This is a genomic window from Propioniciclava sp. LT294 (assembly GCF_059516005.1).
Genome location: NZ_JCAKNG010000003.1, coordinates 214,066 through 239,866 on the forward strand (window position 1 = coordinate 214,066; position 25,801 = coordinate 239,866).

Genomic DNA, 25,801 nt, shown 5'->3' on the forward strand with positions numbered 1-25,801 from the left:
CAGCATGGACCTCACCACGCAGTACCTCGGGCTGGAGTTGGCCCACCCGGTGGTCGCCTCGGCGGGCCCCCTCTCACAGACGGTGGGCGGCGTGGAGGCGCTGGCCGAGGGCGGGGCGGCGGCCATCGTGCTGCACTCCCTGTTCGAGGAGCAGTTGCGCGCCGAGACCACGCGCGACCAGCAGCTGATCGAGGCCCAGTCGAACTCGTTCGCCGAGGCGCTGGACTACTTCCCGACCACGCCGATCACGACCAGGTCGGCCGCCTACTCGTACCTGTCGCTGCTCGAGCGTTCGGTCCGGGCGGTGGACGTCCCGATCATCGCGTCGCTGAACGGCGCCGACCTGGGCGGGTGGGTCGAGTTCGCCCGCGAGTTGGCGGACGCCGGGGCGGCGGCCATCGAGCTGAACATCTACATGGTCCCCGGTGATGTGAGCCCGTCGGGCGACGTCGTCGTCCGACGCCACCTGGAGATCGTGTCCGCCGTCGCGGAGGCGGTGCCGATCCCGGTGTCGGTGAAGTTGTCGCCGTACTTCAGTTCGGTGGGCCACGTGGCCCTGCAGTTGGTCGAGGCCGGGGCGTCCGGACTGGTGCTGTTCAACCGGTTCCTCAACCCCGACATCGACACCGAGACCTTGACCACGGATGCGGAGTTCGAGCTGTCGACGGCGCATGAGGGACGTCTCCCCCGCACCTGGATCGCCTCGCTGCGCAACCACACCACCGCCTCGCTGGCGGGGACGACCGGCGTGGAGTCGCCCGACGACGTGGTGAAGTACCTGCTGGCCGGTGCGGATGTCGTGATGACCACGGCGGCGCTCATCCGGCGCGGACGGTCCTACACCCGCGAGCTCGTCGGCGGCCTGCAGTCGTGGATGGTCCGCAAGGAGTTCGACTCCCTGGCCCAGGTGCGCGGCCTGCTGGCCGTCCCGCAGGCCTGGGACGGCGCGGCCGTCCGGCGCGGCGGCTACGTCTCGGCGATCCAGCACGCGAAGGCTCGCTACGGGTCCTTGTGAGCCAAAGGGGGACTTGTTGTCCTAGACTCGCACCGATGGACGAGACGCCGATCGCCGACCCGGGTGCCACACCGATCGTGGAGGCGGCCCCCGTCGCCGGTGCCGCTGCGCCGCGCCCCCTGCGCGTCGCACTGTTCACCGACATGTACGGCCCCGGGCACTCGGGTCTCCTGTACGCCGTCCAGTTCCTCGAAGGCGAGTTGCTGAAGGCGGGCTGCGAGGTCCAGGTCGTGGCTCCGGCCTGCGATGGCCCCAACCCGCACCGCGACAAGCCCGGGCGCACCGAGGTGCGGCTCAAGTCGATCAAGCTGCCGGGCCTGCCGATGGCCGTGGCGGACGGGCGCGGTTTCGAGGCGGCGCTGGACGCCTTCGCCGCCGACCCCCCGGACGTGATCCACGTGAACGGGCTCGGCACGGTCGGCATGCTCGGCGTCTGGGCCGCCGACCGGATCGAGCGTCCGCTCCTGGTCACGTGGCACACCGACTTCGAGGCCTATGCGGACCACTACGCCGTCCTGACCCCGTTCCTCGACGCGTACTACCGCCTGATCAAGGTGTCCGCACAGGGCATGAAGCGCCCCACCCTGCGGGACATGCGCCGCTGGATGAGCGTGAAGTTCTGGAAGCGCGGCATGTCCCGACGCAACCTGCTCAACGCCGCCCGCGACATGCTGCAGGCGGCCGACCTGGTCACCACGCCGTCGGACAAGACCGCCACCCGCGTCCGTGAACTGGCACCCAGGTCCCGTATCCGGGTCATCCCGAACGGGGCGGACGCGTTGCCCCCGGGCGAGCCGCTGCCCCCCGCGACCGGCCCGCGCATCCTGTACGTGGGACGCATCGCGGCGGAGAAGAACATCACGCTGCTCCTCGAGGCGTTCGAGTGGGTGCGGGAGGAGATCCCCGAAGCCGAGCTGATGATCGTCGGCGACTGGCACGCCGCACCCGCCCTCGAGCCCCGCCTGCGGCGGGCACGCGCCCGCGGCGGCGTCACCCTGGTCGGCCAGGTGCCGCGCGAGGAACTCGGCCCGTACTACGCGTCGGCGGACGTGTTCGCTTTCCCGTCGCTGACCGACACCCAGGCCCTCGTGCTGCACGAGGCCGCCCACGCCGGGCTCCCCATCGTGTCGGTCGACCACGAGCTTCGACTGGTGTTGGACGAGGGGGTCAACGGGGCCATCGCCCGCCCCACACCCGAGTCCCTGGCGCGCCAGATCGTGATGATGCTGCACCGGCTGGCCGACCCCGAGTTCAAGGCGGCCGCACAGGCCCGTTCCCGCGAGATGGCCGGTTGGTGGACGATCGCGAACCAGTCGGCGGCAATCCTGGACCTCTACCGCGCGCTGGCCGCCGGCGAGACCGTCCCCGAGTCCATGAAGGCGATCCCGCCCTCCGATGGCTGAGGACGCCTGCCCCTGCGGCACGGGCAAGCCCTACCCCGCGTGCTGTGGGGCGCTCCACGACGGACGCCGCATCGCCGCCACCGCTGTGCAACTCATGCGCTCGCGCTACTCCGCGTTCGCGCTCGGGCTGGAGGACCACCTGCTCCAGACCTGGCACCCATCGACCCGCCCCCACTCGATCGACCTGGACCCCTCGATGACCTGGACGGGTCTGGTCATCGAGGCGACGGACAGGGGTTCGGCGTGGGAGGACGACGGCACCGTCCGGTTCGCCGCCTCGTGGGAGTCCGGACGCCGCTCCGGCGTCCTGCGCGAGACCTCGCGCTTCGCCCTGCTGGACGGACGGTGGGTGTACGTGAACGGCACCATCCACCACTGAGTCAGGCAGATCGTGGGCGGCTGAGTGCTCACGGCGCCTCCCACCGCGCATGCTCCCCTGTCCCGCCCGAGGCCGGGGAGCCATTCGTGGTACGAAGGGCCCGTGTCCGATCTGATCTCCATCGCTGCCCCGTCCGGGACGATGCTGCTCCACCGGTTCAGCGTGACGCCGCGCCATCTCCACGCCTGGCTCGCGTTGTGGCCGTCGTTCGCCGGGTCCTGGTCGCAAGCCGGGTTCGCACTGCATCGCTTGTTCGTCGAGACCGACGCCGAGCCCAAGGTCACGCTCCTGGCGTCGCACCCGGACTCCGCGGCCACGGCGTTGGCCGCCGTGCCGGCGGTGTCGGACGAGGCGGTGCCGCACGTGTTCCGCAACGTGCTCACCCGGCCGGTCCGCGTCGAAGTACTGACCCATGCGACACCGACGTCCATCGAGGGACGCATCGCGATCATGCGACGCTACTCGATCGTCGGCGGGTGGCCGGCGTTCCTGGCGATCTGGCGGCGCGTCGTGGCGGTGCGGGAGGCGTACGGGTTCCGGTGCCTGTTCGCCGTCTCCGACGAGCCCGCCGACCTGTTCTCCTGGGCGTTCGACTTCGCCGGCACCTGGGAGGACTTTCCCCGGGCTCAACACGCGTACTACCGCGACCCCGAACGCATCGCACTGCGCGGTGTGTTCGACCACATGGCCGACTACTCGATCCACCCGGCACGTCAGTTCGTGCTCGGGCGCCCTGATGACGCGCCAGCCCGGGACGCATCCCCGACACGGCAGGGCCGGCACTGACAGAGTGAACTTGTTACCCGCAGTCGGGTGCTGGGTTCACTCCATCATGTGCCGACTCGCGTGTGCTCAGGCCGACTCGGCCTTGAACCTTCCCAGGAGCAGCGAGTTCGCGACCACGAAGACCGAACTGAACGCCATCGCGGCGCCTGCGATCATCGGGGTCAGCATGCCCAGGGCGGCCAGCGGGATCGCGGCCACGTTGTAGGCGAAGGCCCAGAACAGGTTGATCCGGATCGTCCGGAGGGTGGCGCGCGACAGGCGGATCGCGTCGACGGCCAGCATCAGGTCGCTGCGCATGAGGGTGATGCCGGCGGCCTCCTTGGCCGCGTCCGTGCCGGACCCCATCGCAATGCCCAGGTCAGACGCCGCGAGCGCGGCCGCGTCGTTGACGCCGTCGCCGACCATGGCGGTCTGCCCGTGGGCCTGCAGCTCACCGATGACCTCGACCTTGCCCTCCGGCCGGACGTCCGCGCGCACCTCATCGATCCCCACCTGGTCGGCCACGGAACGGGCAGCACGCACGTTGTCGCCGGTCAGGAGCACCGGGGTGAGCCCCAGTGCCTTGAAGCGGTCGATCGCCCGGGCGGAACTGTCCTTGATGGTGTCGGCCAGGGAGATGACGCCCAGCGCGGTCCCCTCACGCAGGACGACCACCGGGGTCTCCCCGCGGCGCTGGGCCTCGTCGACCACCGCGGACAGGTCCCCTGGCACGTCGGCCACGGCGTCCGGACGGCTGACCGCCACGGCAACGCCGTTCACGACCGCCCGGACGCCCTCACCCGGGATGTTCTCGAAGTGCTCGAGCGGCCCGACGGTGCCCGCGGCGACGATCGCCTTCGCCAGCGGGTGCTCGGAGCCGGACTCGGCCGTGCCCGCGAGGCGCAGCAGTTCGGCCTCGTCGATCCCGGCCCCGGGGTGGACCCCGACGACGCGCAGGTCCCCCCGGGTGATGGTGCCGGTCTTGTCCAGGGCGATGGACGTCACCTTGCGGGCGCGCTCCAGGACGTCGGGGCCGGCGATGATGGCCCCCATCCTCGCCCCGCGTCCGGTGCCGACGAGCAGGGCCGTCGGGGTGGCCAGACCCAGCGCGCAGGGGCACGCGATGATGAGCACGGCCACCGCGGCGGTCGCCGCGAACAGAACCGGCTCACCGGCGAGCAGCCAGCCGACGAAGGTCAGCAGCGCGATCATCAGGACGATCGGGACGAAGATGCCCGAGATCTTGTCCGCCAGCGCTTGGACGGGCGCCTTGCGGGTCTGGGCCTCCTCGACCATGCGGGCCATGCGGGCCAGTTCGGTGTCCCCGCCGAGCGCGGTCGCTCGGACGACGAGGCGCCCGTTCGCGTTCACGGTGGCGCCGAGCACCTTGTCGCCGGGGACCTTGTCCACCGGGACGGACTCCCCCGTGACCATGGACTCGTCGATGGCCGACGTGCCGGAGACGATGACGCCGTCCGTGGCGATCTTCTCGCCGGGGCGGACGACGAACTCGTCGTCCAGCTTCAGGAAGTCGATCGGGACGCGCTCCTCGCGGCCGTCCTTGAGCCGGGTCGCCTCGGACGCCCCCATGGTGAGCAGCGCACGCAGGGCTTCGGAGCTCTGGGTCTTGGCGGTCGCCTCGAAGTAGCGCCCGGCCAGCAGGAAGGTCGTGATCGCGGCGGCGGCCTCGAAGTAGACGGCTGCCCCGTCGCTGCGCCCGATCGTGAACTCGAAGGCGTGCGTGTAGTCCAGGTTTCCGGCGTGGGTGTTGAACAGCGCCCACACGGAGTACCAGAAGGCGGCGGAGGTCCCCATCGAGATGAGGGTGTCCATGGTGGTGGCGCCGTGCTTGAGGTTGACCCACGCGGAGCGATGGAAGCGGCGCCCGGCCCAGAAGTAGATCGGGATCGTCAGGAGGAGCGAGGCCCACGTCCAGCCCGGGAACTGCAGGGCCGGGATCGTCGCGATCGCGACCACGGGAACCGACAGCACGGCGGCGATGACGAGGTCGCGGCGCAGCCCGGTGGCGCGATCCACCTCGGGGGCGGCCGGGTCCGGTTCCCTGGCTCCGTAGCCGGTGTTCTCGACGACCTTGATCAGGTCGGCGACGGTGACGCCCGTCGGGGCGAGAATCTTGGCCCTCTCGGTGGCGTAGTTGACGGACGCGATGACGCCGTCGACCTTGTTGAGCTTCTTCTCGATGCGGGCAGCGCAACTCGCGCAGGTCATGCCGTCGATGTCGAGCTCGAGGGATTCCCGGCGGTCGCCGAGGACGGGTGTGGTCGTGGCCACGGGTTTGTCTCCTTGGTGCGGAGGACCGGTGTGTGGTCGGGCGGACCCGAGGACGGACCGGTCCTGGCGGAAGAGTTTCAGGTTGTTGGTGGGACATCCCCGGATGCGGCGTTCCACGTCTGGCGTGGGAGCCGACACCCGGAGATGCCACACACGAGCCGGTGAGGCGTCAGGCGACGGTGTAGTCCCCGGCCTCGGCAACGGCCTCGACGATGCGGTCGAAGTCGACCGGCGCGTCGGAGGCGACCTTCAGGGAACCGGACTCCAGGTCGACCTCGACGTCGGTGACGCCGGGGATCGCGGAGACCTCCGCAGTGACGGCCGAGACGCAGTGGCCGCAGGTCATGCCCGAGACCGTGTACTCGGCGACGGTGGCGCCGGCGTCCGCCTGGGGCTGCTGGGCCGGGGTGGCCTGGGCGCCGCCGCCGCAGCCACAACCGCCGCAGCCACAACCCCCGCCGGAGGCGACGGCGCTGGCGTCCTTGATCGAGAGGTCAACCATGGTGTTTCTCCTTGTACCTGATGTGTTTCAGCTGCGGACGAGACGTGCGATGGCCTCGGACGCCTCCTGGATCTTCTCTTCGGCGGCCGGACCGCCCTCGCGGGCGGCGGCGACCACGCAGTGGGCCATGTGGTCCTCGAGGAGTTCGAGAGCGACCGACTGCAGGGCCTTCGTCATCGCGGAGATCTGCGTCAGGATGTCGATGCAGTACTTCTCCTCGTCGACCATGCGCTGGAGCCCGCGGGCCTGGCCCTCGATACGGCGCAGGCGGCGCTGGTAGTTGTCCTTCGCCGTGATGTAGCCGTGCAGGTGGTCACCGTCGACGACGTCGCCGTGGCAGCCACAACTCCCGCCCGGCGCCTCGGCGACGACCTTCATGTCGATCGGCACGACGTGCGTCTTGTGCTCGCTCATGTTCCTCCTACAGTCAGCATGATACCCCCCGGGGGTACGATTCCCAACCGGATACGAGCCTCTCGAACTGCAAGCCTAACCTGTGGACAACCGGTGCATGGCCGAACCCCCCACTCCTCAGGAAGGAGCTCGGGCCAAGGCCGCGGCCCCCTCGTCCCACCAGGCGAAAATTTTTGTCCATCCCCAGGAAATTCGACCGTCCCCCCTAGTAGGAACAGTGTTGGAGCCAGAAGTTCTTGCGCATCCCCATCCCCTACGGCGTGTCGTGCACAGGCCGGGCGCCGTGCGTCCACAGTCGTCCACATCTTGTCCACAGACGGGGCCGAGGACTCGTTTGTGGGACGGAGCACCAGGGGTCTACCGTCCCTAGAACCGCCGGAGCCAGGAAAGTGTCGGACGCCGGTGCTTGAGTGGTGTTCAGGTCGTCCGGGACGAAGAGGAGGCGCGGTGTCAGAGCAGCGGGGCCAGTGGTCGGACAACGTCGTTCCCTTCGAACGTCAGAACGGCTACGCCGATCGCACCCCGCCGCAGGATCTGGCCGCCGAGCAGAGCGTGCTGGGCGCGATGCTGCTGAGCAAGGATGCGATCGGCGAGGTCACGGAGGTGCTCAAGGGGCGCGACTTCTACCGTCCGGCGCACGAGTACATCTACGACGCGATCATGGATCTGTACGGTGCCGGTGAGCCCGTCGACGCCATCACCGTCGCCGACAGCCTGAGCAAGAAGGGCCAGATCGCCCAGGTCGGTGGCCACATCTACCTGCACGAGCTGCTCAGCTCCGTGTCGGTCACGGCGAACGCCACGTACTACGCCGAGATCGTGCGCGACAAGGCGGTCCTGCGCCGGCTCGTCGACGCCTCGATGAAGATCTCCCAGATGGGCTATCAGGCCGAGGGTGATGTCACGGCCATCGTCGACCGGGCCCAGCAGACCATCTACGAGGTCGCCGAGAACCGGACGAAGGAGGATTACCAGCCGCTGTCGGAGCTGGTGGAGCTCACCCTCGACGAGATCGAGGCGCTCACCCAGCACGGGCAGATGGCCGGCGTCCCGACCGGCTTCATCGACCTGGACCACCTGACCAACGGCCTCCACCCGGGCCAGATGATCATCATCGCCGCCCGTCCGGGTATGGGTAAGTCCACGCTGGGGCTGGACTTCGCGCGAGCGGCGTCCATCCGCCACGGCCTGTGCTCGGTCTTCTTCAGCCTGGAGATGACCAAGTCCGAGATCGTGATGCGCCTCATGTCCGCCGAGTCCGGCGTGCCGCTCAACGCGATCCGCAAGGGCGACATGACCGAGGAGTACTGGCAGCGCATCTCGAACAAGACGGCCCAGGTGTCGCGGGCGCCGCTGTTCATCGACGACTCCCCCAACCTGACGATGATGGAGATCCGCGCCAAGGCGCGCCGCCTGAAGCAGCGCAACGACCTGAAGCTGATCATCATCGACTACATGCAGCTGATGACGTCGGGCAAGAAGGTCGAATCCCGTCAGCTGGAGGTGTCGGAGTTCTCCCGGCAGATCAAGCTGCTCGCCAAGGAGCTCGAGGTTCCCGTCGTCGCGCTGTCGCAGCTCAACCGTGGGCCCGAGACGCGACAGGACAAGAAGCCGATGCTGTCCGACCTGCGTGAGTCGGGTTCGCTGGAGCAGGACGCCGACATGGTCATCCTGCTGCATCGGGAAGACGCCTACGACAAGCAGTCCCCGCGCGCCGGTGAGGCCGACTTCATCGTCGCCAAGCACCGCAACGGCGCCACCGACACCCTGCCGGTGGCGTTCCAGGGAGCGCTGAGCCGGTTCGTCGACATGCAGCGCTGACGCCCTTCGCCCCCGTTTCCGTCACGCGCTGCTGGCCAGGATATGAAAAGGGAACTCGAGCCACCGCACAGCCGGCACCCCCGTGGGGGCATCCGCCTCCGCAACCTTCCGGCCACGCCCATGCCCACGTTCTCTCAGGCCGCGACCGACAGGGGGCTCACCCCAAGGCGGCCAGCAGCGCCTTCACCTGCGGCGAGTAGACCGCCGCCAGTTCCCGTCCCAGGCCCGCCGTGGCCAGGTCTGCGTAGGGACCGGTGATGCCGATCGTCCGGACGAGGCGGGTCCCGCCCTCCTCGAGCGCCTCGACCGTGTACCCCAGCTGCACGGTGTAGCGGCGCAGCGTGAACTCGTGCGCGTACCGGCGACCGGGGTCGAACTCGATGACGGCCATCTCAGGCCCGATGAAGGAGCCCTGTACGGCCCGGACCACCGAGCCCACGCCCAGCGGGCCCTCGGCCCGGTAGGCCTCATGACCCTCGACCGTGCGCTCCCCCGCGTGCACGGCGGCGAGGAGGTCCCACACCTCGGCCGGCGTCGCGGAGGACTCCTCGTGGTGGCGGCTGCTCCACATGGCGTTCCCTCTCGTCCTGTCCGGCCGAGCCTAGCGACGCCGAACGGCCCCCGTCCGGTGAACGCGGTCGGGGGCCGAACTTCGTGCGTCAGGCGGTCACTTGGCGAAGGCGTACAGGACCAGGTGGGTGTTCGCGTCGAGGACCAGGTGGGCCTGGACGTTCCCGGCCTTGGAGCCGCGCGGCAGGGTGAGCGTCACGGTCACCGTCGTGGACTCGTCAGGGGCGAGGTCGGTGTCGGTGGCAGATGCCGTGAACGCGGTGTCACCCTTCACCGTCAGGTCCAGCGCGACGGTCCCGTCCGAGACGTTCGTCACCTGGAACGACTGGGTGAGCGTCTTGCCCGCTCCCGTCGGCACCGCGCCGAAGGAGATGCTGGGCCGGTCCAGGAGAAGGGTTGCGCCGACGGCGTCGTCCAGCTGCGCGAGGCCGTTGCCGACCCGCTGCACGTCCAGCAACACGACTTTCTCCCCCTCCTTGGTGAAGGTCTTCACACCGTCCACGTCCGCCGTGTTGATGATGGCCGAGCGGACCTGCCAGGCGTCCCACATCGGGTGCGCGGCCTGGACGACGGCCGCCATGCCCGCGAGGTGCGGGGCGGCCATCGACGTGCCGGAGAAGAACGCCCAGCACCCATGCGTGTCGACCGTGGCATCACAGTTTGCCATCGGAATCGACGACAGGACGTTCCCGCCCGGGGCGACCACGTCGGGCTTCACCCGGAAGTCGACGTCGGTGGGCCCCCACGACGAGAAGGACATCAGGACGTTGTCGTTGTCCGTCCGCGTGTACGCCTTCTGCGCACCGAGCGTCACGGTCGCTCCGTCCAGCGACATCAGCGCAGCGCGATCGGCCAGCGGCGCCATCACGGCGGGGATGGTCGGGTTGTTCACCCCATCACCGCCCATGGCCGAGGGGTCACCAGGGGCAATGTTCACCACGACGACGGCGATCGCGCCCGCCTTTTCGGCCGCCAGGATCTTCTGACCGAAGGTGCACCCGCCGCGCGAGATCAGCGCGATCTGGTCGACCAGCGATCCTGCCGGGAGTGCCGCGCAGGCGGTCGACAGGTTCGTCCCGTCGAGCACGACGCCCAGAGGAGCCGTGATGTCGGTGGTGGGGGTCGCGAAGTCGCCGATGGCGCCGACGGAGACCTGCGTACCGCCGCTGGAGATCGGGATGCCGACGTAGTGACCCACCGAGGAGGCGCCCGCGGTCAGGGCTCGCTCGGCCGTGCCGGGCGAACCACCGGTCCGGGGGCCGGGGCCCTCGTTGCCGGCCGAGACCGCGACGACGATGCCCGCGCGGTCGAGGTTGTCGACCGCCATCGTCAGCAGGTCCTGGATGCCGCTGGCGCCGCCGCCCAGCGACATGTTGATGACGTCCATGCCGTCCTCCGCCGCAGCCTCGAGGGCGTTGGCGATGTCCTCGGACCGCGCGCTCTGCACAGTGCCGGGGAACACGTTGTAGTTGCCCAGCAACGCCCCCGGGGCGACCCCGCTCGGCGCGTAGGGGATCTCCGCGCCACCCACGGTGGCCGGCGTCTCCAGGTTGCAGGCGACCGTGCCCGCGACGTGCGTGCCGTGGTCCTGCAGCGCCTCGGCGGTGTACTTGCCCTGCTGGATCTTGTTGTTGAAGACCCTCGCGACGATCACCTTGTTGTTGGTGAAGCGGGTGTCTCCCGACTGGTCCGCCTTCGGGTACAGGGCGTCGGAGAAGCACGGGTGCTGGGCATCGATGCCGGTGTCGACGATGCCGACCTTGATGCCGTACCCGGCCCACGTGGACGGAGCCCCCTGCACGCTGGTGGCCCCGGACGCCGCCCAGCCCTGGAGGCCGTTGATGAGGGCCAGGTCGGGATCGGCGGCGGTGGGCGTGTAGGTGCCCTGGTAGGAGGCAGACACGACGCCCGGTGCCCTGCGCAGCGTCTCGAGGCTGGTGCCGTTCAGACGGATGGCGACCGCGTTGAGGGCGAAGTCGTACTCACCCGTGATCTTGGCCTGGGGCGCGTTCCGTCGCAGCCAGGCCCGCAGGGCGTTGCGCTGCTGCGCGAGGTCGGCCTTGGCGCTGCGCGTCGCCGGGTCCGTCAGGTCGACCTTGCCGTTCTTGCGGACGGCCTTGGTCGAGGTGGCGAGGGGTTCGGCCGAGAGCCGGACGATGGCGCTGCTGTTGTCCACTCCGACGGACGCCGCAGCATCCGTCGAGGGGCCGGGACCGGCGAACGCCGGTGCCCCGCTCATTCCGGTGACTGCGAGCGCGGTCACGGCAGAGACCGCCGCGAAGCGGCGGCCGAGGGCGAGTTTCTTCACGGTGATCCTCCACACTGAGGGCGCTGCACACGCCTGCCTTGAAAGCACCATAAGCAGCAAATCCACCCCTGCCTAGGCCAAGTTGAAGTGAAAAACTCTCCGTCACCTCGGGTGACTCTCGAACCGGTGCTGTTTCCGTGCCCGCTTCACGGCCTTCACGAGCTCCTGCATCACCAGAATCGATGCTCCGGCCCCCACGGCCAGGAGCCAGTGGTCGAGATCCAACGAGACGGTGCCGAAGGCGCTCTGCAGCAGTGGAACCTCCACGACGAGGAACTGCGAGACCACGCCGAAGAGCAGCGACAACCACAGCCACTTGTTGGAGAACAGGTGGTCGAACGCGCTGGACCGCTCCGAGCGGGAGTTCAGGGCGTTGAACAGCTGCATGAACACCAGCGAGGTGAACACCGTCGTCCGGGCGACGTCCAGCTGCAGGCCGTCAGGGCTGAGGTGTTCGAGGCCGCCCACGAGACCGCCCGGCAGGGAGAGGTCGTACACGAGCATGTTGACCAGGCCCATGAAGCCGCCGACCGAGATGATCTGCCACCACATCGCGCGATCGAGGATGCGGTCGTCCTTCTTGCGGGGTTTGCGGGCCATCACGTCGTCGATCTCGGGATCCACGCCCATGGCGAGCGCCGGCCCGGAGTCGGTGACGAGGTTGATCCACAGGATCTGCGTCGCGAGCAACGGCACGACCGTCGCCGCGGGGTTTCCCTGGTCCGCGAGCCCGATGAAGCCACCGAAGACGACGCCGAGGAACACCGTCGACACCTCGCCCATGTTGGAACTGAGCAGATAGCGCAAGAACTTCTTGATGTTGTCGAAGATCACGCGTCCCTGGCGAACGGCCGCCACGATCGTGGCGTAGTTGTCGTCCCCCAGGATCATCTCGCCGGCTTCCTTGGTCACCTCGGTGCCGGTGATGCCCATCGCGATGCCGATGTCGGCGAACTTGAGCGCCGGGGCGTCGTTCACTCCGTCACCGGTCATGGCCACGATGTGACCGTCCTTCTGGAGTGCGTCGACGATCTTCAGCTTGTTCTCGGGAGCGACGCGGGCGTACACCCGGGTCCGACGGGTGGCCTCGGTCAGTCCCGTGGCGTCCAGTGCATCCAGCTCCGGACCCGTCAGGGCGGTCGAGGACGAGCCCTCGTCCGCGGTGATGCCGAGGTCGCCGGCGATGCGGGTGGCGGTGACCGGGTGGTCACCGGTGATCATCACCGTGCGGATGCCGGCCCGGTGCGCCTCCTTGATGGCGTCGGCCGCCTCGGGACGCGGCGGGTCGATGATCGCGGCGGTGCCGACGAAGACCAGGTCGCGCTCGGCCCCCTCGTCGAAGGCCGCCAGGTCGACGTCCTCGGCCTCACGCCAGGCGACGCCGAGCGTGCGGTAGCCCTCGCGGCTGAGGTCCTCGATGGCGTCCATCAGTTCGACGCGGCGCTCCGGGGTCAGGGCCCGGACACCCTCCCCCACCTGCTCGTGCGTGCACCGCTCCAGCAGGATGTCGGGGGCACCCTTGGTGAAGACCCGGTCGATGCCCTCGTCGTCGCGGTGGCCGAGCACGGACATCATCTTGCGCTCGGAACTGAACGGCACCTCACCCGCACGCCGCCACGACCCCACGCGGCCCGCCACCCCCTCGATCTTGTGCTGGGCCACGAGGAAAGCCGCCTCGGTGGGGTCGCCCGTCGCCCGCCAGGTGCCGGATGAGTCGGACACCTGCGCGTTGCTGGCGACCGCCCCGGCCGTCAGGACGCGCCTCGCCTCGAAGGCGGCCCTGCCCTGGTCACCGGTGAAGGTCGCCTCACCGACCGGCTCATAGCCCGTGCCGGTGAGGGTGACGCGTCCGGACGCCGTGACGACCTCGCGCAGCGTCATCTCGTTCTTGGTCAGGGTGCCGGTCTTGTCCGAACAGATGGTCGACACCGACCCCAGCGTCTCCACGGAGTGGAGGTCCTTCATCACGGCGTTGCGCCCGGCCATCGACTGGACGCCGATCGCGAGCACCAGCGAGAGGATCGCCGGGAGGCCCTCGGGGACGGCCGCCACGGCGAGCGAGACGCCCATCAGCAGGATGTCGACGGCGTCCAACAGGGACGAGACACCGTTGAGGATCGCGAGCGCGGCCATGACCACGACGGTGATGCCGATGACCAGGCCACCGAGCATCCTCGAGATCTGCGCGATCTCCACCTGCAGCGGGGTGGGGGTCTCCTCGGTCTCGTCGAGCAGCGTCGCGATGCGGCCCATCTCGGTGGACATGCCGGTGGAGGTGATGACCGCACGCCCGACCCCGCGGGCGACGGCGGTGCCCTTGAACACCATGTTGCGGCGGTCACCGATGCCGGCGGCCCCGGGCAGGACCGCGGCGTCCTTCTCGCTGGCCACGGACTCACCGGTGAGTGACGCCTCCTGCACCTGCAGCGAGGTGGCGGCCAGGAGGCGGCCGTCCGCGCCCACGGCGTCCCCCTCGTTGAGGACGAGGATGTCGCCGGGCACGAGGTCGGCGGACGCCACGTCCATCAGCTCGCCGTCCCGCAGGACGGTGGAGTGCGCGGCGGTCATGTCGGCCAGCGCGGCGACGGCGCTCTCGGCCCTGCTCTCCTGGACGAACCCGATGATCGCGTTCGCCACCACGATGATCGTGATGACGAGGGCGTCCACGGGGACACCGGCGGCGCCCTCGGCGTACCACGCCACCATGGAGATGGCGATCGCCGCCAACAGCAGGTAGATCAGCGGATCCGCGAACTGCGCGAGGAACCGGCGCCACGCGGGTACCGGCGGCTTGCCGCGCAGTTCGTTCGGCCCGCACTCGCGCCTGCGTCGGTCGACCTCGTCGGCACGAAGGCCGGTGGCCGGATCCACCCGGAGGCGGGCGGCCACCTCCTCCGCGGTCTCGAGACTGGGGTCCACGGGTCAGGCCCCGTGGTCGCCCACGAGGTGTGCGATCTGGGCCACCGTGGGAACCCGTCCGGACACGACCACCTGCTCGTCGACGACGAGGCCGGGCGTCTTCATGACCCCGTAGCCCGCGATGGCGGCGTAGTCGGTGACCTTCTCGATGGTGGCGTCGACACCCAGCTGGGCCACGGCCTCCCTCGTGCGGGCCTCCAGCGTCGCGCAGTTGCGGCAACCGGGGCCGAGGATCTTGATGTGCATGATGTCTCCCCTCAGGCGAACAGGATGTTGAACAGGTGGCCGATGAGGATGATGCCGGCGGTGACCGAGGCGAAGTAGATGGCCAGGAGGGGCGGCTTCAGGACACGGCGCAACAGGACGGCCTCGGGGATGGACAGGGCGATGGCCGACATCATGAACGCCATGACCGTGCCCAGCGGGAGGCCCTTGGACCAGAGCGCCTCACCGATCGGCACGACACCTCCCCCGTTCACGTAGAGGGGTGCGGCCGCGACCGTCACCAACGGCACGGCGAAGGGGTTGTCGGCGCCGGCGAAGGAGGAGAAGAAATCCGCGGGCACCCACCCGTGGATGACAGCACCGATCGACACCCCGACCACGACCCACGCCCAGACCCTGGAGAAGATGTCGCGCACCTCCTCTCCGGCGGCCTCCACGCGTTCGGCCCAGGTGGGGACGCGCCCTCCCGCGCGGAGTTGGGCCATCCGGCTGGTGTGCACCACCGGCTCCACCCACCGCTCGAGCCGGAAGCGCGACAGGACGAAGCCGATGCCCAGGGCCACCAGTGAGCCGGCCACGACGTACGCCGCGGCGACCTCCACACCGAAGTGCGCGGCGATCATGATCGCGGCGAGTTCGCTGACCAGCGGCGACGCGATCAGGAACGTCAGCGTGATGGACAGGGGGACGCCGGCCGCGACGAAGCCCATGAACAGCGGCACGGACGAGCAGGAGCAGAACGGCGTGACGACGCCGAGGACGACGGCCAGGACGAGCCCGAGAACCAGACCGCGCCCCTGGAGGAAGTCGCGCGCCCGCTCGACGTCGAGGCTGGCTCGCATCAGCCCGATCAGGAACATCAGCCCGGAGAGCAGCAGCAGGATCTTGAGGGTGTCGTAGACGAAGAAGTGCAGCGCCCCCCACAGCGGCGAGGCCAGGTCGCGGCCCAGCACGTCCCGCAGCAACCACGTCCACACCCACTCGTTCAGCAGGTGGGCGGCCACCCACACCACGGCCAGGCCGGCCACCTTGGCGAACAGGGCCGGCTCGGGGCGGACCCCGGTCTTCGTGGCATCACGCATGGCTCCACCCATCAACATCGATGATCGTCGATCCTAGTGCTCGGCATGCATCGATGTGTGTCGATGAGGGATTAGAGTGTCCCCATGACGTCCGACCATCTCATCACCCTGGACGTCACCGAGTGCATCACGGGCGAGTCGGTGACGTTGATCCCCGAGGCCCGGGCACAGGCCCATGCGTCCGTCCTGAAGGCCCTCGCCGACCCCGTCCGACTGCGCCTCATGCACTACATCGCTGCCGCCCCCGGCGGCACGGCCTGCGCGTGCACCCTGCCGGACGCGCTGGGCATCGGTCAGCCGACGATGAGCCACCACCTGACCAGGCTCGTCGAGGCCGGGCTGCTCACCCGGGAGCGCCGTGGCCGCTGGGCCCACTACACGATCGCGCGCGAGAGCATCCGGGGCGAGATCGGGCAACTGATGGACCTGCTGGACGCCCCGCGTTCCGCCTGAGCCACACCCGGGGGTCGGCTCACCGAGTGAGACCGGATTGACCCCCGTCACTTCGTCCGGCATGCTTCATATCGACAATCGTCGATCTGAGAGGCGCCATGACGACCACCCACGCCCGCCCCGAGACCGTGGCCGGCCAGATGTCCTTCCTGGACCGCTTCCTGCCGGTCTGGATCGTCGGCGCCATGGCGGCCGGCCTGCTCCTGGGCCGGTTCGTGCCCGGGCTGAACGCAGCGCTGGACGCCGTGAAGATCGGCTCGGTGTCCCTGCCGATCGCCATCGGCCTGCTGGTGATGATGTACCCCGTGCTGGCGAAGGTCCGCTACGACGAGACCCACAAGGTCACCGGCGACAAGAAGCTGATGGCCCTGTCGCTGGCGCTGAACTGGATCGCCGGCCCGGCGCTCATGTTCGCGCTGGCCTGGCTGCTGCTGCCCGACCTGCCCGAGTACCGCACCGGCCTGATCATCGTCGGGCTGGCCCGCTGCATCGCGATGGTGTTGATCTGGAACGACCTCGCCTGCGGCGACCGCGAATCCGCCGCCGTGCTGGTGGCGATCAACTCGGTGTTCCAGGTCATCGCCTTCTCGGCGCTGGGCTGGTTCTACCTGCAGGTGCTACCGGGGTGGCTCGGCCTGCCCACGACCTCGGCAGACTTCTCGCTCTGGGCGATCTTCTGGTCCGTGGTGGTCTTCCTGGGCATCCCGTTGCTGGCCGGCTTCCTGACCCGCGTGCTCGGCGAGCGGGCCAAGGGGCGGACGTGGTACGAAGGGGTCTTCCTGCCGAAGATCGGCCCGTGGGCCCTCTACGGCCTGCTCTTCACGATCGTCCTGCTGTTCGCCCTCCAGGGCGAGGCCATCACCTCCAACCCGCTCGACGTCGCCCGCATCGCCCTGCCGCTGCTGGCCTACTTCACGATCATGTGGCTCGGCTCCCTCCTCGCCTCCCGCGCGGCCGGCCTCGACTACGCGCACTCCACCACGGTCGCCTTCACCGCCGCGGGCAACAACTTCGAGCTGGCCATCGCCGTCGCCATCGGCACCTTCGGGGTCACCTCCGGCCAGGCACTCGCCGGGGTCGTCGGCCCGCTCATCGAGGTCCCGATCCTGGTGGCGCTCGTCTACGTCAGCCTCTGGTTGGCGCCGAGGCTGTTCCCGCACGACCCGACAGTCCCCGTCCGCTGACCCCGAGCGCATTTCCGGGTGGAGGAACCCCCACCCCAAGGGGGTCCCTGCCACCCGGAAATGCAACGCAGCAACGCACCAAAGCACCGACGAACCGAGGAGCACCAGCCCATGACCAAGCCGTCCGTCCTGTTCATCTGCGTCTCGAACGCGGGCAAGTCCCAGATGGCCGAGGCGCTGCTGCGCCGCCGGGTCGGGGACGCCCTCACCATCCACTCCGCCGGCACCCGGCCCAAGCCGGCCGAGGCCGGCGTCAACGCCGAGTCCGCGGCGTCCGTGGCCGAGGTCGGTGCCAGCATGGCCGACGCCACCCCCAAGGGCATCGACCGTGACCTGCTCCGCACCGCCGACCGGGTCGTCATCCTCGGCGCGGACGCCCAGGTCGAGCCGGTCGAGGGCATGAAGGCCACCATCGAACGCTGGGAGACCGACGAGCCCGGCCTCCGCGGCATCGAGGGCACCCAGCGGATGAACCTCATCCGCGACGACATCGACGCCCGCGTGGCGACGCTCGCCTCCGAGCTCGGTGTCGAGCAGCGCCCCTCGGTCATGTTCGTCTGCGTGCACAACGCCGGCCGCTCCCAGATGGCGGCCGCCTACGCCCACCACCTCTCCGGCGGTGAGGTCGAGGTGCGCTCGGCAGGCTCGGCGCCTGCCGACTCGATCAACCCCGCCGTCCGCGAGGCCCTCCTCGAAGAGGGCATCGACATCTCGGCGGAGAAGCCGAAGATCCTCACCCCGCAGGCGGTGCAGGCCTCCGACGTGGTCATCACCATGGGCTGCGGGGACGCCTGCCCGTTCTACCCCGGCAAGACCTACCTCGACTGGGCACTCGCCGACCCCGCCGGTCAGGGCGTGGACGCCGTGCGCCCCATCCGCGACGACATCAAGCGCCGCGTGACCGACCTGCTGACCGAGCTCGGCGTCCCGGTGCAGCCGGTCCCCGCCGACACGGCCCGCTGACCCGGGGGCACCGGTCATGGACCAGAACGCCACCGCCCAGCTCGTCGACGACCTCGCCTACGCCTACACGGGTGTCTTCACCTCCGAAGAGGTCGGCCAGGCCGTCCAGGCCGCGCGGGAACTGCTCGAACCCCGCGCCACCGTCCAGACCTTTCTGCCCGTGCTCGTGGCCCGGCATGCCCGCGAACAGCTCATGGCCCGGGCCCAGGCCGAGGGGCGGGTGGCCAAGAAGGTTCCCGAGATCCTCTTCGTGTGCGTCCACAACGCCGGCCGCTCGCAGATGGCCGCCGCTCTGGCCGAACACCTGTCTGCGCGCCGTGTGCACGTCCGTTCGGCCGGATCGCAGCCGGTCGACGAGATCAACCCGCTGGCGGTGAAGGTGCTGGCCGAGCGGGGCATCGCCCTCACCACCGCCTACCCCAAGCCCCTGAGCGACACGGTGGTCAAGGCTGCCGACGTCGTCATCACCATGGGCTGCGGCGACACCTGCCCCTACTTCCCCGGCAGGATCTACGAGGACTGGGACGTGCCCGACCCCTCCGGACAACCCATCGAGGTCGTTCGGGACATCCGCGACCAACTCCAGGAGCGCATCACGAAGCTGCTCCGGCAGGTCCTCGACCAGTAGGCGCCAGGCGCCCACGACCTGGGCGCCGGCACGTCACGCAGCGGGGAGAGCCAGCCCCGCCAGCGCCTGCCGGACCTCGTCGCGCCGCGGCACCCCGACGAAACGGTGACGGACGCCGCCGTCTGCGTCCAGGAGCAGGACGGTGGGCGTCCGCATGATGCCGAGCTCACCGACCAGGTCGAGGTGGGATTCGGCGTCCACCTCGACGTGGGCCAGCGCGTCGTCGTCGGCCACCACGTCGGAGAGCAGGCGGTGCGCCGTGCGGCACGGCGCGCAGACCGGCGAGGAGAACTGGACGAACGTGGCCGCCTGTCCCGGCGTGATGCCGAGGCGGTTCACCAGGTGGGGCTCCCCCTCGGACTGCACCGCGCGGGCTCGACCGTCGGTCAGCCTGCGGTGGAGGCCGAACGCGAGGGCCACCACGGCCGCGGCGAGCGCGACCCAGACGCCGGCGTCCATCAGGCCCCCGTCACGGATGAACGGGTGAGGACGCGGCGTCCGAGCAGGTAGAGCTCGCAACCGAGGCAGAAGTCGAACACCGCGTTCAACAGGGCGGCCACCAGGGCGAACCCGACGGCCACGTGGAACAGGGGCGCCACGGAGAGCGCGACCCCGACCAGCGCGAGCAGGGCGAAGCCGAGACCGACGGTCTGCGCGAAGCGCGGCGGGCGGGGGTCCTCGAGCTCGGCCGGCGGAGCCAACCGCGGCCGGACGAACGTCTTGAACACCCACCCCCACGGCTGGGCCCGGGGCCCCACCAGCGAGCCCGCGGCGAACGCGAGCGTCTGGACACCGAGCAGCACGACGGACGCCGTGGGCGCCGACCCGTACAGCACGAGGGCCAGGGCGAGGAGGATGGACGTGATGAGCGCGCCGAAGCGTGGGCCGCGTGGGTCGATCAACGGTTGGCGCAGGGGCGAAGAGGTGGACGACATGGTGGGTCCTTCGTCAAGAGTGGTGTGCCCGACGCGGGCCTGGGCGGCGCGGCGCGATCGGGAGGGTTGTCGGGTCGGTGTCGGAAAAAAACGTCAACGACAACAGCGACAACAACATGCGCGCAGGCGCAGGGACTCCCGGGCGGGAGCGAGGGCGCGAGCGGCGGTCATGGACTCAGGGTGACACGAGGGTGTCCTTCGTGTCCACGCGGTGCCCACCTTTCGGTGGCAACCGCGGGACTCGGACGTGGACGAGCGCCCCACTTCGAGCTGCGCAAGCCCTGCGGTGCGGGTCTCCCGGGTGCGGGTCAGGTGCGCCGCCAACGCGCCACCATGACGTCGTACGGGCCCGCCTCGACGTGCGGACCGTCCGCGGGGAGCGTCGCGAGTGCCGAGACCGGCACCACGTTGCGCATGGTCATCGTGGGCTCGTCGCCCTCGATCCCCGCGACGGTGACCTCCCAGCCCCAGTCGCCGGCGTACTGGGACGACAGCACGACGGAGTCGCCGAGCCGGTCGCCCGTCAGCGACATCAGCCCGGGCTTCTGGTGCCACGAATCGGCCAACGCCGCGGTCACCGCCGTGGCGTCCTCCTCAGGACCGCCGATCAGCAGGACGCCGTGCTGGGGACCGTCCTCGGGATGGGTCCACGTGTAACGCAGCAGCACCTGGGTCGGCCCCACCTCGTCGAGGAGGAGGGCCGAGGGCTCCTCCACCAGCTCGTCGTAGGGCATCAGGCGGAAGGCGCAGGTTCCGGCGAAGGAATGGCTCATGGCACCACTGTGCACCTCGGCACCGCTCGGCAATAGCCCCGGAGGGGTCCGGCTCGGCGCCGCCGCCCCCGCGGCCCTCAGTTGCGGAAGTCCTCGGGATCGACGTGCTGGATGAACTCGCTGAACTGGGCGAGGGTCTGCCCCGTGTCCTGGGTGATGTCCGGGATCGCGGCGGCGGACATCACCTCGTCCGCGACGAACATCGGCGCACCGACCCGCAGGGCGAGCGCCATCGAGTCCGACGGGCGGGCGTCCACGAGCTGGACGCCTGCCGGGGTCTGCAACGTGATGGTGGCGTGGAACGTGCCCTCCACGAGGCTGGTCACCTCGATGCGCTCCACCGTGGCGTCACAGGCCGAGAGCAGGCTGACGATGAGGTCGTAGGTGAGGGGGCGCTCGGGGGCCTCCGCGTTTCCTGTGGCGATGATGATCGCGGCCGTCTCCATCGGCCCGATCCAGATCGGCAGCAGGACACCCGGATGCGCATCCGCGTCGACCGGCTTGAGCAACAGGACCGGGCCGCCCTCGGCATCGACGGCCATCATCGCGACGTTCACCTGGATCACGGGGGTACCCCCTCCGAATCGACGATCGATGCCGTCCATGCTAATCGACGGGCGAAGGACCTCCGGCTCCGGCCCCGCGACGGGGGGAGGATCGTTCACCGTCCGGAAACGTCGGGGGCGCCGTCCGGCAACCACGCGGCGTTACGGTGTCCGGCATGACTGGCCCAGACCCCCTCCACCCCCTGCGCGTGCCCGGCCTGCTCAACCTGCGGGACCTCGGCGGGACGGCGACGGCCAGCGGCCGACGCATCGCGCACGGCCGGCTGTGGCGGAGCGAGAACCACACGGGCCTGCCCTCGTCCGCCCTGCACCTGTTGGTCGAAGCCGGCCTGACCGACGTCGTGGACCTGCGCACGGACTTCGAGGTGGCGGGATCCCCCTCGCCCCTGCGATCCCTTCCGCGCGTCCGGTACCACCACCACAGCTTCTTCCGCGAGGCCGAGGACGACGACGCCGGCATCCTCGACCGGGCACTGCCCTGGGTCTCACCGCGCCTGGAGGAGCTGACCGGCGACGAGACCGCCGACAGCTACCTGGGCTTCCTGTCCGACCGCCCGGATTCGGTGGTGGAGGCGCTGCGGGCGGTGGCCAACGCCCGCGGTGCGGCACTGGTGCACTGCGCGGTCGGCAAGGACCGGACCGGGTTGCTGGTGGCGCTCGCGCTGACCCTGGTCGGTGTCACCCCCGAGGACGTGGCCGCCGACTACGCCCTGTCCACGGGCGCGATGACCGGCGTCGTCCAGCGCCTGTGGGCCGACCCGACCTACTCCACCGAGGCCAGCGACATCGACGAGGCCCACCTGGCGGCGCGGCCGGAATCGATGCTGATGGTGCTGAGCCACTTGGCCGAGTTGGGCGGCGTCCGGCCGCTCCTGCGCGACTTCGGCTGGTCGGCCGACGACGACGAACGGCTCGCGCACCACCTGTTGACCCGCTGACACGCCGTCGGCGCCCGCTTCCCTCAGCGAGCGCGTCGGCCGCGTCCCGTGACAGCTGAGCGCGCCAGCCAACCCAGGCCCGCTCCGGTGACCAGCGCGAAGGTGAACGCCAACACCGTCACGACGACCAGGGCGGGGACGAGGTCGCTGGAGGTGCGCCCACCTTGGAGCAGGAGTCCCCACCGGGCCGCAGCCAGGCTCAACGCCCCGGCCACGACCGTGATGGGGATCCAACGCCAGGCGTGGCGGACGACCCGGCGCAACAGCAGCCACTGGAGGACCGGCACGGCGAGCACCAGGGCGACCAGCCCCACGATGACCGCGGCATGGATCCGCCGCGAGTCGAGGTTCAGCGGGTCCCCGAGCGCATCCACCGTGGCCGGCAGCATGCCGAGCGCCCACGCGACCATTGCTCCCACTGCGGTGAGGAGCGTCCACCCCGCCCGCGGCACCGCGAGGACGGTGCGGTCGAGGGCCCCCGCCTGGGCCACGCCGACCACGAGACCCATCAGCCCCCCGGCCAGCGCGATCAGCGGGTAGGCGACCCACGGCGGCATCTCGAGCTGGCGCGCGACCATGAACCCGAATGCCGGAGCGAAGAGGCTGAGCATGCCGCCCAGGGTGACCATCACGATCCACCAGCCGGGCGCGTAGGAACGCGGCCCCGCCGTCGTGGCGCGTTGTTGCTCCCTGGCCATGCTCCTCCTCGCTCCGGCCCCAGCCTTCCGTGTGGGATTCAGTGGCGGGGCAGCACCGTCAACACGCGCTCGATGTGGTCGCGGAACTCGGCCATGAACGCGGCCAGGAACTCGCGGGTCCGGTCATCGGTCGGGTTGCCGTCCTCGTCGTAGTGGTCCGCGTGGAATGAGATGTAGGCCTCCGGGGCGGTCAGGTGACGGGTGTTGAGGAAGCTCAGGACCGCGCGCAGGCTGTGCTGGGCCAGCACCGTGCCGAGAGCCCCCGGGGATGCGCCGATGACGGCGGTGGGCATGTGGTCGAAGGAGTTCTGGCCCCACGGGCGGGACGCCCAGTCGATCGCGTTCTTCAGCGCGCCGGGGATGGACCGGTTGTACTCCGGTGTGACGAACAGGATGGCGTGTGCGCGGGCGATCGCCTCCTTGAGCGCGGTGGCCTCGGCCGGGAAGTCGTCGTCGAGGTCGCGGTTGTACAGGGGCAGGTCACCGATGGGAATCTCGAAGAACTCGAGGTCCTCCGGGGCGACGGCGATGACCGCCTTCGACAGGACGCGGTTGATCGACTGACTGGACAGGCTCCCCACGAAGTATCCGACACGGTAGGTCATGCTCACTCATCTCCCTCGAACTGGGTTGGACCACGGCTGCCCCGCACACTCAACGTAGGGCCGGATGCCCGTTCGCGGTAGGGCCCGCCGAGAATGTCGGCCGGGTGTGCGACGGTGGACCCATGACGCGGACCACCCCGGAACCCACCACACCGGCGATCCTGAAGGAGCGGGCCCTGGCCGTCCTCCAGCAGCTCACCGGCCGGCCGGACGCGGCGTTCCACCCCGGCCAGTTCGAGGCGATCGAAGCGCTGGTGGCCCGGCACGAGCGGGCGCTGGTCGTGCAACGGACGGGTTGGGGCAAGTCCGCGGTCTACTTCATCGCCGCACTGCTGCAACGCCGCGCCGGCGCAGGTCCTGCGCTCATCGTGTCCCCGCTGCTGGCGCTGATGCGCGATCAGGTCGCCGCGGCCGAGCGCGCCGGCGTCCGCGCGGCGGCCATCAACTCGGCGAACGTGACCGAGTGGCGTTCGATCGAGCAGCACCTGGCCGACGACGACGTCGACGTGTTGTTCGTGTCGCCGGAACGCCTGGTGAATCCACGATTCCGATCGGAGCAATTGCCGACGCTGGTCGAGCGGTGCGGCCTGCTGGTGATCGACGAGGCGCACTGCATCAGCGACTGGGGCCACGACTTCCGGCCCGACTACCGGCGTATCCGTGACCTGATCGCCGAGCTGCCGGAGTCCGTGCCGGTGCTGGCCACCACCGCGACCGCCAACGAGCGGGTCGTGGCGGACGTGGCCGAGCAGATGGCCGCCGGCGGCCACGAGGTCTTCACGCTGCGCGGTGCGCTGGCACGTGATTCCCTGCGGCTCGGCGTGCTCGATCTGGGGACGCCCGCTCGCCGCCTCGCCTGGCTGGCCGAGCACCTCGACTCGCTGCCCGGCAGCGGGATCGTCTACTGCTTGACCGTCTCCGCCGCGGAGGACGCGGCGGCCCTGCTCGTCAAGGCGGGCCACCGGGTCCTGCCCTACACCGGACGGACCGACACCGCCGAGCGGGAGGCCGCGGAGGATGCCCTGAAGCGGAACGAGGTGAAGGCGCTGGTCGCCACCTCGGCCCTGGGCATGGGGTTCGACAAGCCCGACCTGGGCTTCGTCGTGCACCTGGGGGCGCCCTCGTCCCCCGTGGCGTACTACCAGCAGGTCGGGCGCGCCGGCCGGGCTCTGGCGCAGACGCGGGACGGGCAGCCCGCCCGGGCCGACGTCCTGCTGCTGCCGGGCACGGAGGATCGCGAGATCTGGCACTGGTTCGCCACCAACGCCATGCCGACCCAGGCCAAGGCGGACGCCGTGCTCGGCGCGCTGGGCGCGGCCGCCGGGCCCCTGTCGCTGGCCGCACTCGAGGCGCGGGTGGACATCCGGCGCAGTCCCCTGGAGCTGTTGCTGAAGGTGTTGGCCGTCGACGGGGCGGTGGAGTACGTGCAGGGCGGCTGGGTGACGACCGGGGCGCCGTGGTCCTACGACGCCGAGCGCTACGGGCGCGTGGCCGCCGCGCGGGTCGCGGAACAGGAGGCCATGCTCGCCTACGAGCGGCTGTCCGGTCCGGCGGACGGTGCGACCGCGAACCCGGCCCAGACCTGCCGCATGGCCTTCCTGACGGGGGCGCTGGACGATCCACACACCGCGGCGTGTGGTCGCTGCGACCTGTGCACCCCGCCGTGGTACCCCACGGAGGTGACGGTGCCCGTCCTGGAGAGGGCGCGGGACACGCTCGACCACGTCGGCGTCGCGGTCGCTCCGCGGGCCCAGTGGCCGACGGGTCTGGACACGTTGGGCGTCCTGGCCGAGGGGCAGCCGGTCAGGGGTAGGATCCCACCCGCCGAGCAGGTGCTGGAGGGACGGGTCGTGGCGCGGCTCACGGACCTGGGATGGGGCGGCCGGTTGAGGGACCTGTTCGCGGCCGACACCGATGGCCTGCCCGTCGATTCCGAGGTGCCGGCCGAGCTCGGTCGCGCGGTGGTCCGGGTGCTCGCCGGTTGGGGCTGGGCCGAGCGCCCGGTGGCGGTGGCCTGGGTGCCGAGCGTGGGGCGTCCCCGGTTGGTCGCGTCGCTGGCGACCGGCATCGCCGCTGCGGGACGCCTCGAGGTCCTCGGTCCGCTGGAGCTGTCACCGACGGCAGAGCCCCTGCGGGGGTCGACGAACTCGGCCTACCGGGTGCGCGACGTCTGGGGCCGCTTCCGCGTGCCGTCCGCCCTGGCTGAACGCCTCGCCGCCCTGACCGGGCCGGTGCTGCTGGTGGACGACCTGGTCGACTCGCGCTGGACGATGACGATCGCCGGCCGCCTGCTGCGCAGGGCGGGAGCGGACGCCGTCCTCCCCCTCGCGCTGGCGTCCGTCGGCTGACGGAGGGCAGGGGCC

The 25,801-nt window shown here is 70.3% G+C and carries 25 protein-coding genes and 1 pseudogene; 12 read left to right on the forward strand and 14 right to left on the reverse strand.

From position 1 onward, the window contains the following. The first annotated feature begins 4 nt into the window (after window positions 1–4). From AC5YDA_RS05855 to AC5YDA_RS05870, 4 genes are all read left to right on the forward strand, one after another. Window positions 5–1,015, forward strand: a complete 1,011-nt coding sequence (locus AC5YDA_RS05855) for a dihydroorotate dehydrogenase-like protein (protein ID WP_496192879.1) — start codon at window positions 5–7, stop codon at window positions 1,013–1,015. Between the two features lie 35 nt (window positions 1,016–1,050). Beyond that, entirely contained in the window at window positions 1,051–2,418 is a 1,368-nt protein-coding gene (locus AC5YDA_RS05860) for a glycosyltransferase (protein ID WP_496192880.1), read from the forward strand. Further along, window positions 2,411–2,797: a YchJ family protein gene (locus AC5YDA_RS05865; RefSeq protein ID WP_496192881.1), complete on the forward strand. Its 387-nt coding sequence runs from the start codon at window positions 2,411–2,413 to the stop codon at window positions 2,795–2,797. The genes AC5YDA_RS05860 and AC5YDA_RS05865 overlap by 8 nt, the downstream gene beginning before the upstream one ends. A gap of 102 nt (window positions 2,798–2,899) precedes the next feature. After that, window positions 2,900–3,583 carry a hypothetical protein gene (locus tag AC5YDA_RS05870; protein ID WP_496192882.1) on the forward strand — a complete coding sequence of 228 codons (684 nt, stop codon included), beginning with the start codon at window positions 2,900–2,902 and terminating at the stop codon, window positions 3,581–3,583. A gap of 66 nt (window positions 3,584–3,649) precedes the next feature. On the opposite strand, the gene AC5YDA_RS05875 is transcribed toward AC5YDA_RS05870, so the two are convergent. From AC5YDA_RS05875 to AC5YDA_RS05885, 3 genes are all read right to left on the reverse strand, one after another. Continuing rightward, window positions 3,650–5,854 carry a heavy metal translocating P-type ATPase gene (locus AC5YDA_RS05875; protein ID WP_496192883.1) on the reverse strand — a complete coding sequence of 735 codons (2,205 nt, stop codon included), beginning with the start codon at window positions 5,852–5,854 and terminating at the stop codon, window positions 3,650–3,652. 169 nt (window positions 5,855–6,023) lie between these two features. Next, entirely contained in the window at window positions 6,024–6,356 is a 333-nt protein-coding gene (locus AC5YDA_RS05880) for a heavy-metal-associated domain-containing protein (protein WP_496192884.1), read from the reverse strand. Window positions 6,357–6,383: 27 nt separating this feature from the next. Then, complete coding sequence (locus AC5YDA_RS05885) at window positions 6,384–6,770, reverse strand: metal-sensitive transcriptional regulator (RefSeq protein ID WP_496192885.1); 387 nt, start codon at window positions 6,768–6,770, stop codon at window positions 6,384–6,386. 534 nt (window positions 6,771–7,304) lie between these two features. Between AC5YDA_RS05885 and dnaB the strand changes: the two genes are divergently transcribed. Continuing rightward, window positions 7,305–8,591 (forward strand): replicative DNA helicase, encoded by a 1,287-nt coding sequence (dnaB, locus tag AC5YDA_RS05890; RefSeq protein ID WP_496192909.1) that lies wholly within the window; start codon window positions 7,305–7,307, stop codon window positions 8,589–8,591. 157 nt (window positions 8,592–8,748) lie between these two features. Here the strand turns inward: dnaB and AC5YDA_RS05895 are convergent, their stop codons facing one another. The 5 genes from AC5YDA_RS05895 to AC5YDA_RS05915 all read right to left on the reverse strand — a co-directional run bounded on the left by AC5YDA_RS05895 (window position 8,749) and on the right by AC5YDA_RS05915 (window position 15,695). Further along, window positions 8,749–9,162, reverse strand: coding sequence for an SRPBCC family protein (locus AC5YDA_RS05895; protein WP_496192886.1), 414 nt, complete (start codon window positions 9,160–9,162; stop codon window positions 8,749–8,751). Window positions 9,163–9,258: 96 nt separating this feature from the next. After that, the gene (locus AC5YDA_RS05900) at window positions 9,259–11,469 is read right to left on the reverse strand and encodes a S8 family serine peptidase (protein ID WP_496192887.1); all 2,211 of its coding nucleotides are present in this window, start codon (window positions 11,467–11,469) and stop codon (window positions 9,259–9,261) included. 102 nt (window positions 11,470–11,571) lie between these two features. Further along, window positions 11,572–14,388 carry a cation-translocating P-type ATPase gene (locus AC5YDA_RS05905; RefSeq protein ID WP_496192888.1) on the reverse strand — a complete coding sequence of 939 codons (2,817 nt, stop codon included), beginning with the start codon at window positions 14,386–14,388 and terminating at the stop codon, window positions 11,572–11,574. A gap of 3 nt (window positions 14,389–14,391) precedes the next feature. Further along, a complete protein-coding gene (locus tag AC5YDA_RS05910; RefSeq protein WP_496192889.1) occupies window positions 14,392–14,634 on the reverse strand; it encodes a thioredoxin family protein in 243 nt (80 codons plus the stop codon). Between the two features lie 11 nt (window positions 14,635–14,645). After that, the gene (locus AC5YDA_RS05915; RefSeq protein WP_496192890.1) at window positions 14,646–15,695 is read right to left on the reverse strand and encodes a permease; all 1,050 of its coding nucleotides are present in this window, start codon (window positions 15,693–15,695) and stop codon (window positions 14,646–14,648) included. Between the two features lie 84 nt (window positions 15,696–15,779). On the opposite strand from AC5YDA_RS05915, the gene AC5YDA_RS05920 reads away from it, so the two are divergent. The 5 genes and pseudogenes from AC5YDA_RS05920 to AC5YDA_RS05940 all read left to right on the forward strand — a co-directional run bounded on the left by AC5YDA_RS05920 (window position 15,780) and on the right by AC5YDA_RS05940 (window position 18,923). Next, window positions 15,780–16,148 carry an ArsR/SmtB family transcription factor gene (locus AC5YDA_RS05920; protein ID WP_496192891.1) on the forward strand — a complete coding sequence of 123 codons (369 nt, stop codon included), beginning with the start codon at window positions 15,780–15,782 and terminating at the stop codon, window positions 16,146–16,148. 98 nt (window positions 16,149–16,246) lie between these two features. Continuing rightward, window positions 16,247–17,332 carry an ACR3 family arsenite efflux transporter gene (arsB, locus tag AC5YDA_RS05925; protein ID WP_496192892.1) on the forward strand — a complete coding sequence of 362 codons (1,086 nt, stop codon included), beginning with the start codon at window positions 16,247–16,249 and terminating at the stop codon, window positions 17,330–17,332. Window positions 17,333–17,443: 111 nt separating this feature from the next. Continuing rightward, window positions 17,444–17,704, forward strand: a pseudogene (locus AC5YDA_RS05930) (arsenate-mycothiol transferase ArsC); the annotation flags it as partial. A gap of 177 nt (window positions 17,705–17,881) precedes the next feature. After that, on the forward strand, window positions 17,882–18,295 hold the full coding sequence (locus tag AC5YDA_RS05935) for an arsenate reductase ArsC (RefSeq protein WP_496192910.1): 414 nt from the start codon (window positions 17,882–17,884) through the stop codon (window positions 18,293–18,295). Between the two features lie 16 nt (window positions 18,296–18,311). Beyond that, window positions 18,312–18,923, forward strand: a complete 612-nt coding sequence (locus AC5YDA_RS05940; protein ID WP_496192893.1) for an arsenate reductase ArsC — start codon at window positions 18,312–18,314, stop codon at window positions 18,921–18,923. A gap of 33 nt (window positions 18,924–18,956) precedes the next feature. Here AC5YDA_RS05940 and AC5YDA_RS05945 read toward each other — a convergent pair whose 3' ends face one another. The 4 genes from AC5YDA_RS05945 to AC5YDA_RS05960 form a co-directional block, all read right to left on the reverse strand. Continuing rightward, complete coding sequence (locus tag AC5YDA_RS05945; protein ID WP_496192894.1) at window positions 18,957–19,382, reverse strand: thioredoxin family protein; 426 nt, start codon at window positions 19,380–19,382, stop codon at window positions 18,957–18,959. Continuing rightward, window positions 19,382–19,858 carry a DUF4395 domain-containing protein gene (locus tag AC5YDA_RS05950; protein ID WP_496192895.1) on the reverse strand — a complete coding sequence of 159 codons (477 nt, stop codon included), beginning with the start codon at window positions 19,856–19,858 and terminating at the stop codon, window positions 19,382–19,384. The genes AC5YDA_RS05945 and AC5YDA_RS05950 overlap by 1 nt, the downstream gene beginning before the upstream one ends. Before the next feature lie 308 nt (window positions 19,859–20,166). Then, window positions 20,167–20,631 carry a hypothetical protein gene (locus AC5YDA_RS05955; protein ID WP_496192896.1) on the reverse strand — a complete coding sequence of 155 codons (465 nt, stop codon included), beginning with the start codon at window positions 20,629–20,631 and terminating at the stop codon, window positions 20,167–20,169. A gap of 77 nt (window positions 20,632–20,708) precedes the next feature. Then, a complete protein-coding gene (locus AC5YDA_RS05960) occupies window positions 20,709–21,197 on the reverse strand; it encodes a bifunctional nuclease family protein (RefSeq protein WP_496192897.1) in 489 nt (162 codons plus the stop codon). 155 nt (window positions 21,198–21,352) lie between these two features. On the opposite strand from AC5YDA_RS05960, the gene AC5YDA_RS05965 reads away from it, so the two are divergent. Then, window positions 21,353–22,135, forward strand: a complete 783-nt coding sequence (locus AC5YDA_RS05965) for a tyrosine-protein phosphatase (RefSeq protein ID WP_496192898.1) — start codon at window positions 21,353–21,355, stop codon at window positions 22,133–22,135. A gap of 23 nt (window positions 22,136–22,158) precedes the next feature. Here the strand turns inward: AC5YDA_RS05965 and AC5YDA_RS05970 are convergent, their stop codons facing one another. Together AC5YDA_RS05970 and AC5YDA_RS05975 are read right to left on the reverse strand one after the other, a co-directional pair. Continuing rightward, window positions 22,159–22,833, reverse strand: coding sequence for a hypothetical protein (locus tag AC5YDA_RS05970; RefSeq protein ID WP_496192899.1), 675 nt, complete (start codon window positions 22,831–22,833; stop codon window positions 22,159–22,161). A 38-nt stretch (window positions 22,834–22,871) separates the two neighbouring features. Continuing rightward, window positions 22,872–23,438 carry an NADPH-dependent FMN reductase gene (locus AC5YDA_RS05975; RefSeq protein ID WP_496192900.1) on the reverse strand — a complete coding sequence of 189 codons (567 nt, stop codon included), beginning with the start codon at window positions 23,436–23,438 and terminating at the stop codon, window positions 22,872–22,874. Between the two features lie 122 nt (window positions 23,439–23,560). Between AC5YDA_RS05975 and AC5YDA_RS05980 the strand changes: the two genes are divergently transcribed. Continuing rightward, window positions 23,561–25,786, forward strand: a complete 2,226-nt coding sequence (locus tag AC5YDA_RS05980) for a RecQ family ATP-dependent DNA helicase (RefSeq protein WP_496192901.1) — start codon at window positions 23,561–23,563, stop codon at window positions 25,784–25,786. Window positions 25,787–25,801 lie beyond the last annotated feature (15 nt).

Coding starts and splice junctions, on each gene's coding strand:
- AC5YDA_RS05855 (WP_496192879.1), top strand. CDS start 5: ATGGACCTCACCACGCAGTACCTCGGGCTGGAGTTGGCCCACCCGGTG.
- AC5YDA_RS05860 (WP_496192880.1), top strand. CDS start 1,051: ATGGACGAGACGCCGATCGCCGACCCGGGTGCCACACCGATCGTGGAG.
- AC5YDA_RS05865 (WP_496192881.1), top strand. CDS start 2,411: ATGGCTGAGGACGCCTGCCCCTGCGGCACGGGCAAGCCCTACCCCGCG.
- AC5YDA_RS05880 (WP_496192884.1), bottom strand. CDS start 6,356: ATGGTTGACCTCTCGATCAAGGACGCCAGCGCCGTCGCCTCCGGCGGG.
- AC5YDA_RS05885 (WP_496192885.1), bottom strand. CDS start 6,770: ATGAGCGAGCACAAGACGCACGTCGTGCCGATCGACATGAAGGTCGTC.
- AC5YDA_RS05895 (WP_496192886.1), bottom strand. CDS start 9,162: ATGTGGAGCAGCCGCCACCACGAGGAGTCCTCCGCGACGCCGGCCGAG.
- AC5YDA_RS05910 (WP_496192889.1), bottom strand. CDS start 14,634: ATGCACATCAAGATCCTCGGCCCCGGTTGCCGCAACTGCGCGACGCTG.
- AC5YDA_RS05915 (WP_496192890.1), bottom strand. CDS start 15,695: ATGCGTGATGCCACGAAGACCGGGGTCCGCCCCGAGCCGGCCCTGTTC.
- AC5YDA_RS05920 (WP_496192891.1), top strand. CDS start 15,780: ATGACGTCCGACCATCTCATCACCCTGGACGTCACCGAGTGCATCACG.
- arsB (WP_496192892.1), top strand. CDS start 16,247: ATGACGACCACCCACGCCCGCCCCGAGACCGTGGCCGGCCAGATGTCC.
- AC5YDA_RS05935 (WP_496192910.1), top strand. CDS start 17,882: ATGTTCGTCTGCGTGCACAACGCCGGCCGCTCCCAGATGGCGGCCGCC.
- AC5YDA_RS05940 (WP_496192893.1), top strand. CDS start 18,312: ATGGACCAGAACGCCACCGCCCAGCTCGTCGACGACCTCGCCTACGCC.
- AC5YDA_RS05945 (WP_496192894.1), bottom strand. CDS start 19,382: ATGGACGCCGGCGTCTGGGTCGCGCTCGCCGCGGCCGTGGTGGCCCTC.
- AC5YDA_RS05950 (WP_496192895.1), bottom strand. CDS start 19,858: ATGTCGTCCACCTCTTCGCCCCTGCGCCAACCGTTGATCGACCCACGC.
- AC5YDA_RS05955 (WP_496192896.1), bottom strand. CDS start 20,631: ATGAGCCATTCCTTCGCCGGAACCTGCGCCTTCCGCCTGATGCCCTAC.
- AC5YDA_RS05965 (WP_496192898.1), top strand. CDS start 21,353: ATGACTGGCCCAGACCCCCTCCACCCCCTGCGCGTGCCCGGCCTGCTC.
- AC5YDA_RS05970 (WP_496192899.1), bottom strand. CDS start 22,833: ATGGCCAGGGAGCAACAACGCGCCACGACGGCGGGGCCGCGTTCCTAC.
- AC5YDA_RS05975 (WP_496192900.1), bottom strand. CDS start 23,438: ATGACCTACCGTGTCGGATACTTCGTGGGGAGCCTGTCCAGTCAGTCG.
- AC5YDA_RS05980 (WP_496192901.1), top strand. CDS start 23,561: ATGACGCGGACCACCCCGGAACCCACCACACCGGCGATCCTGAAGGAG.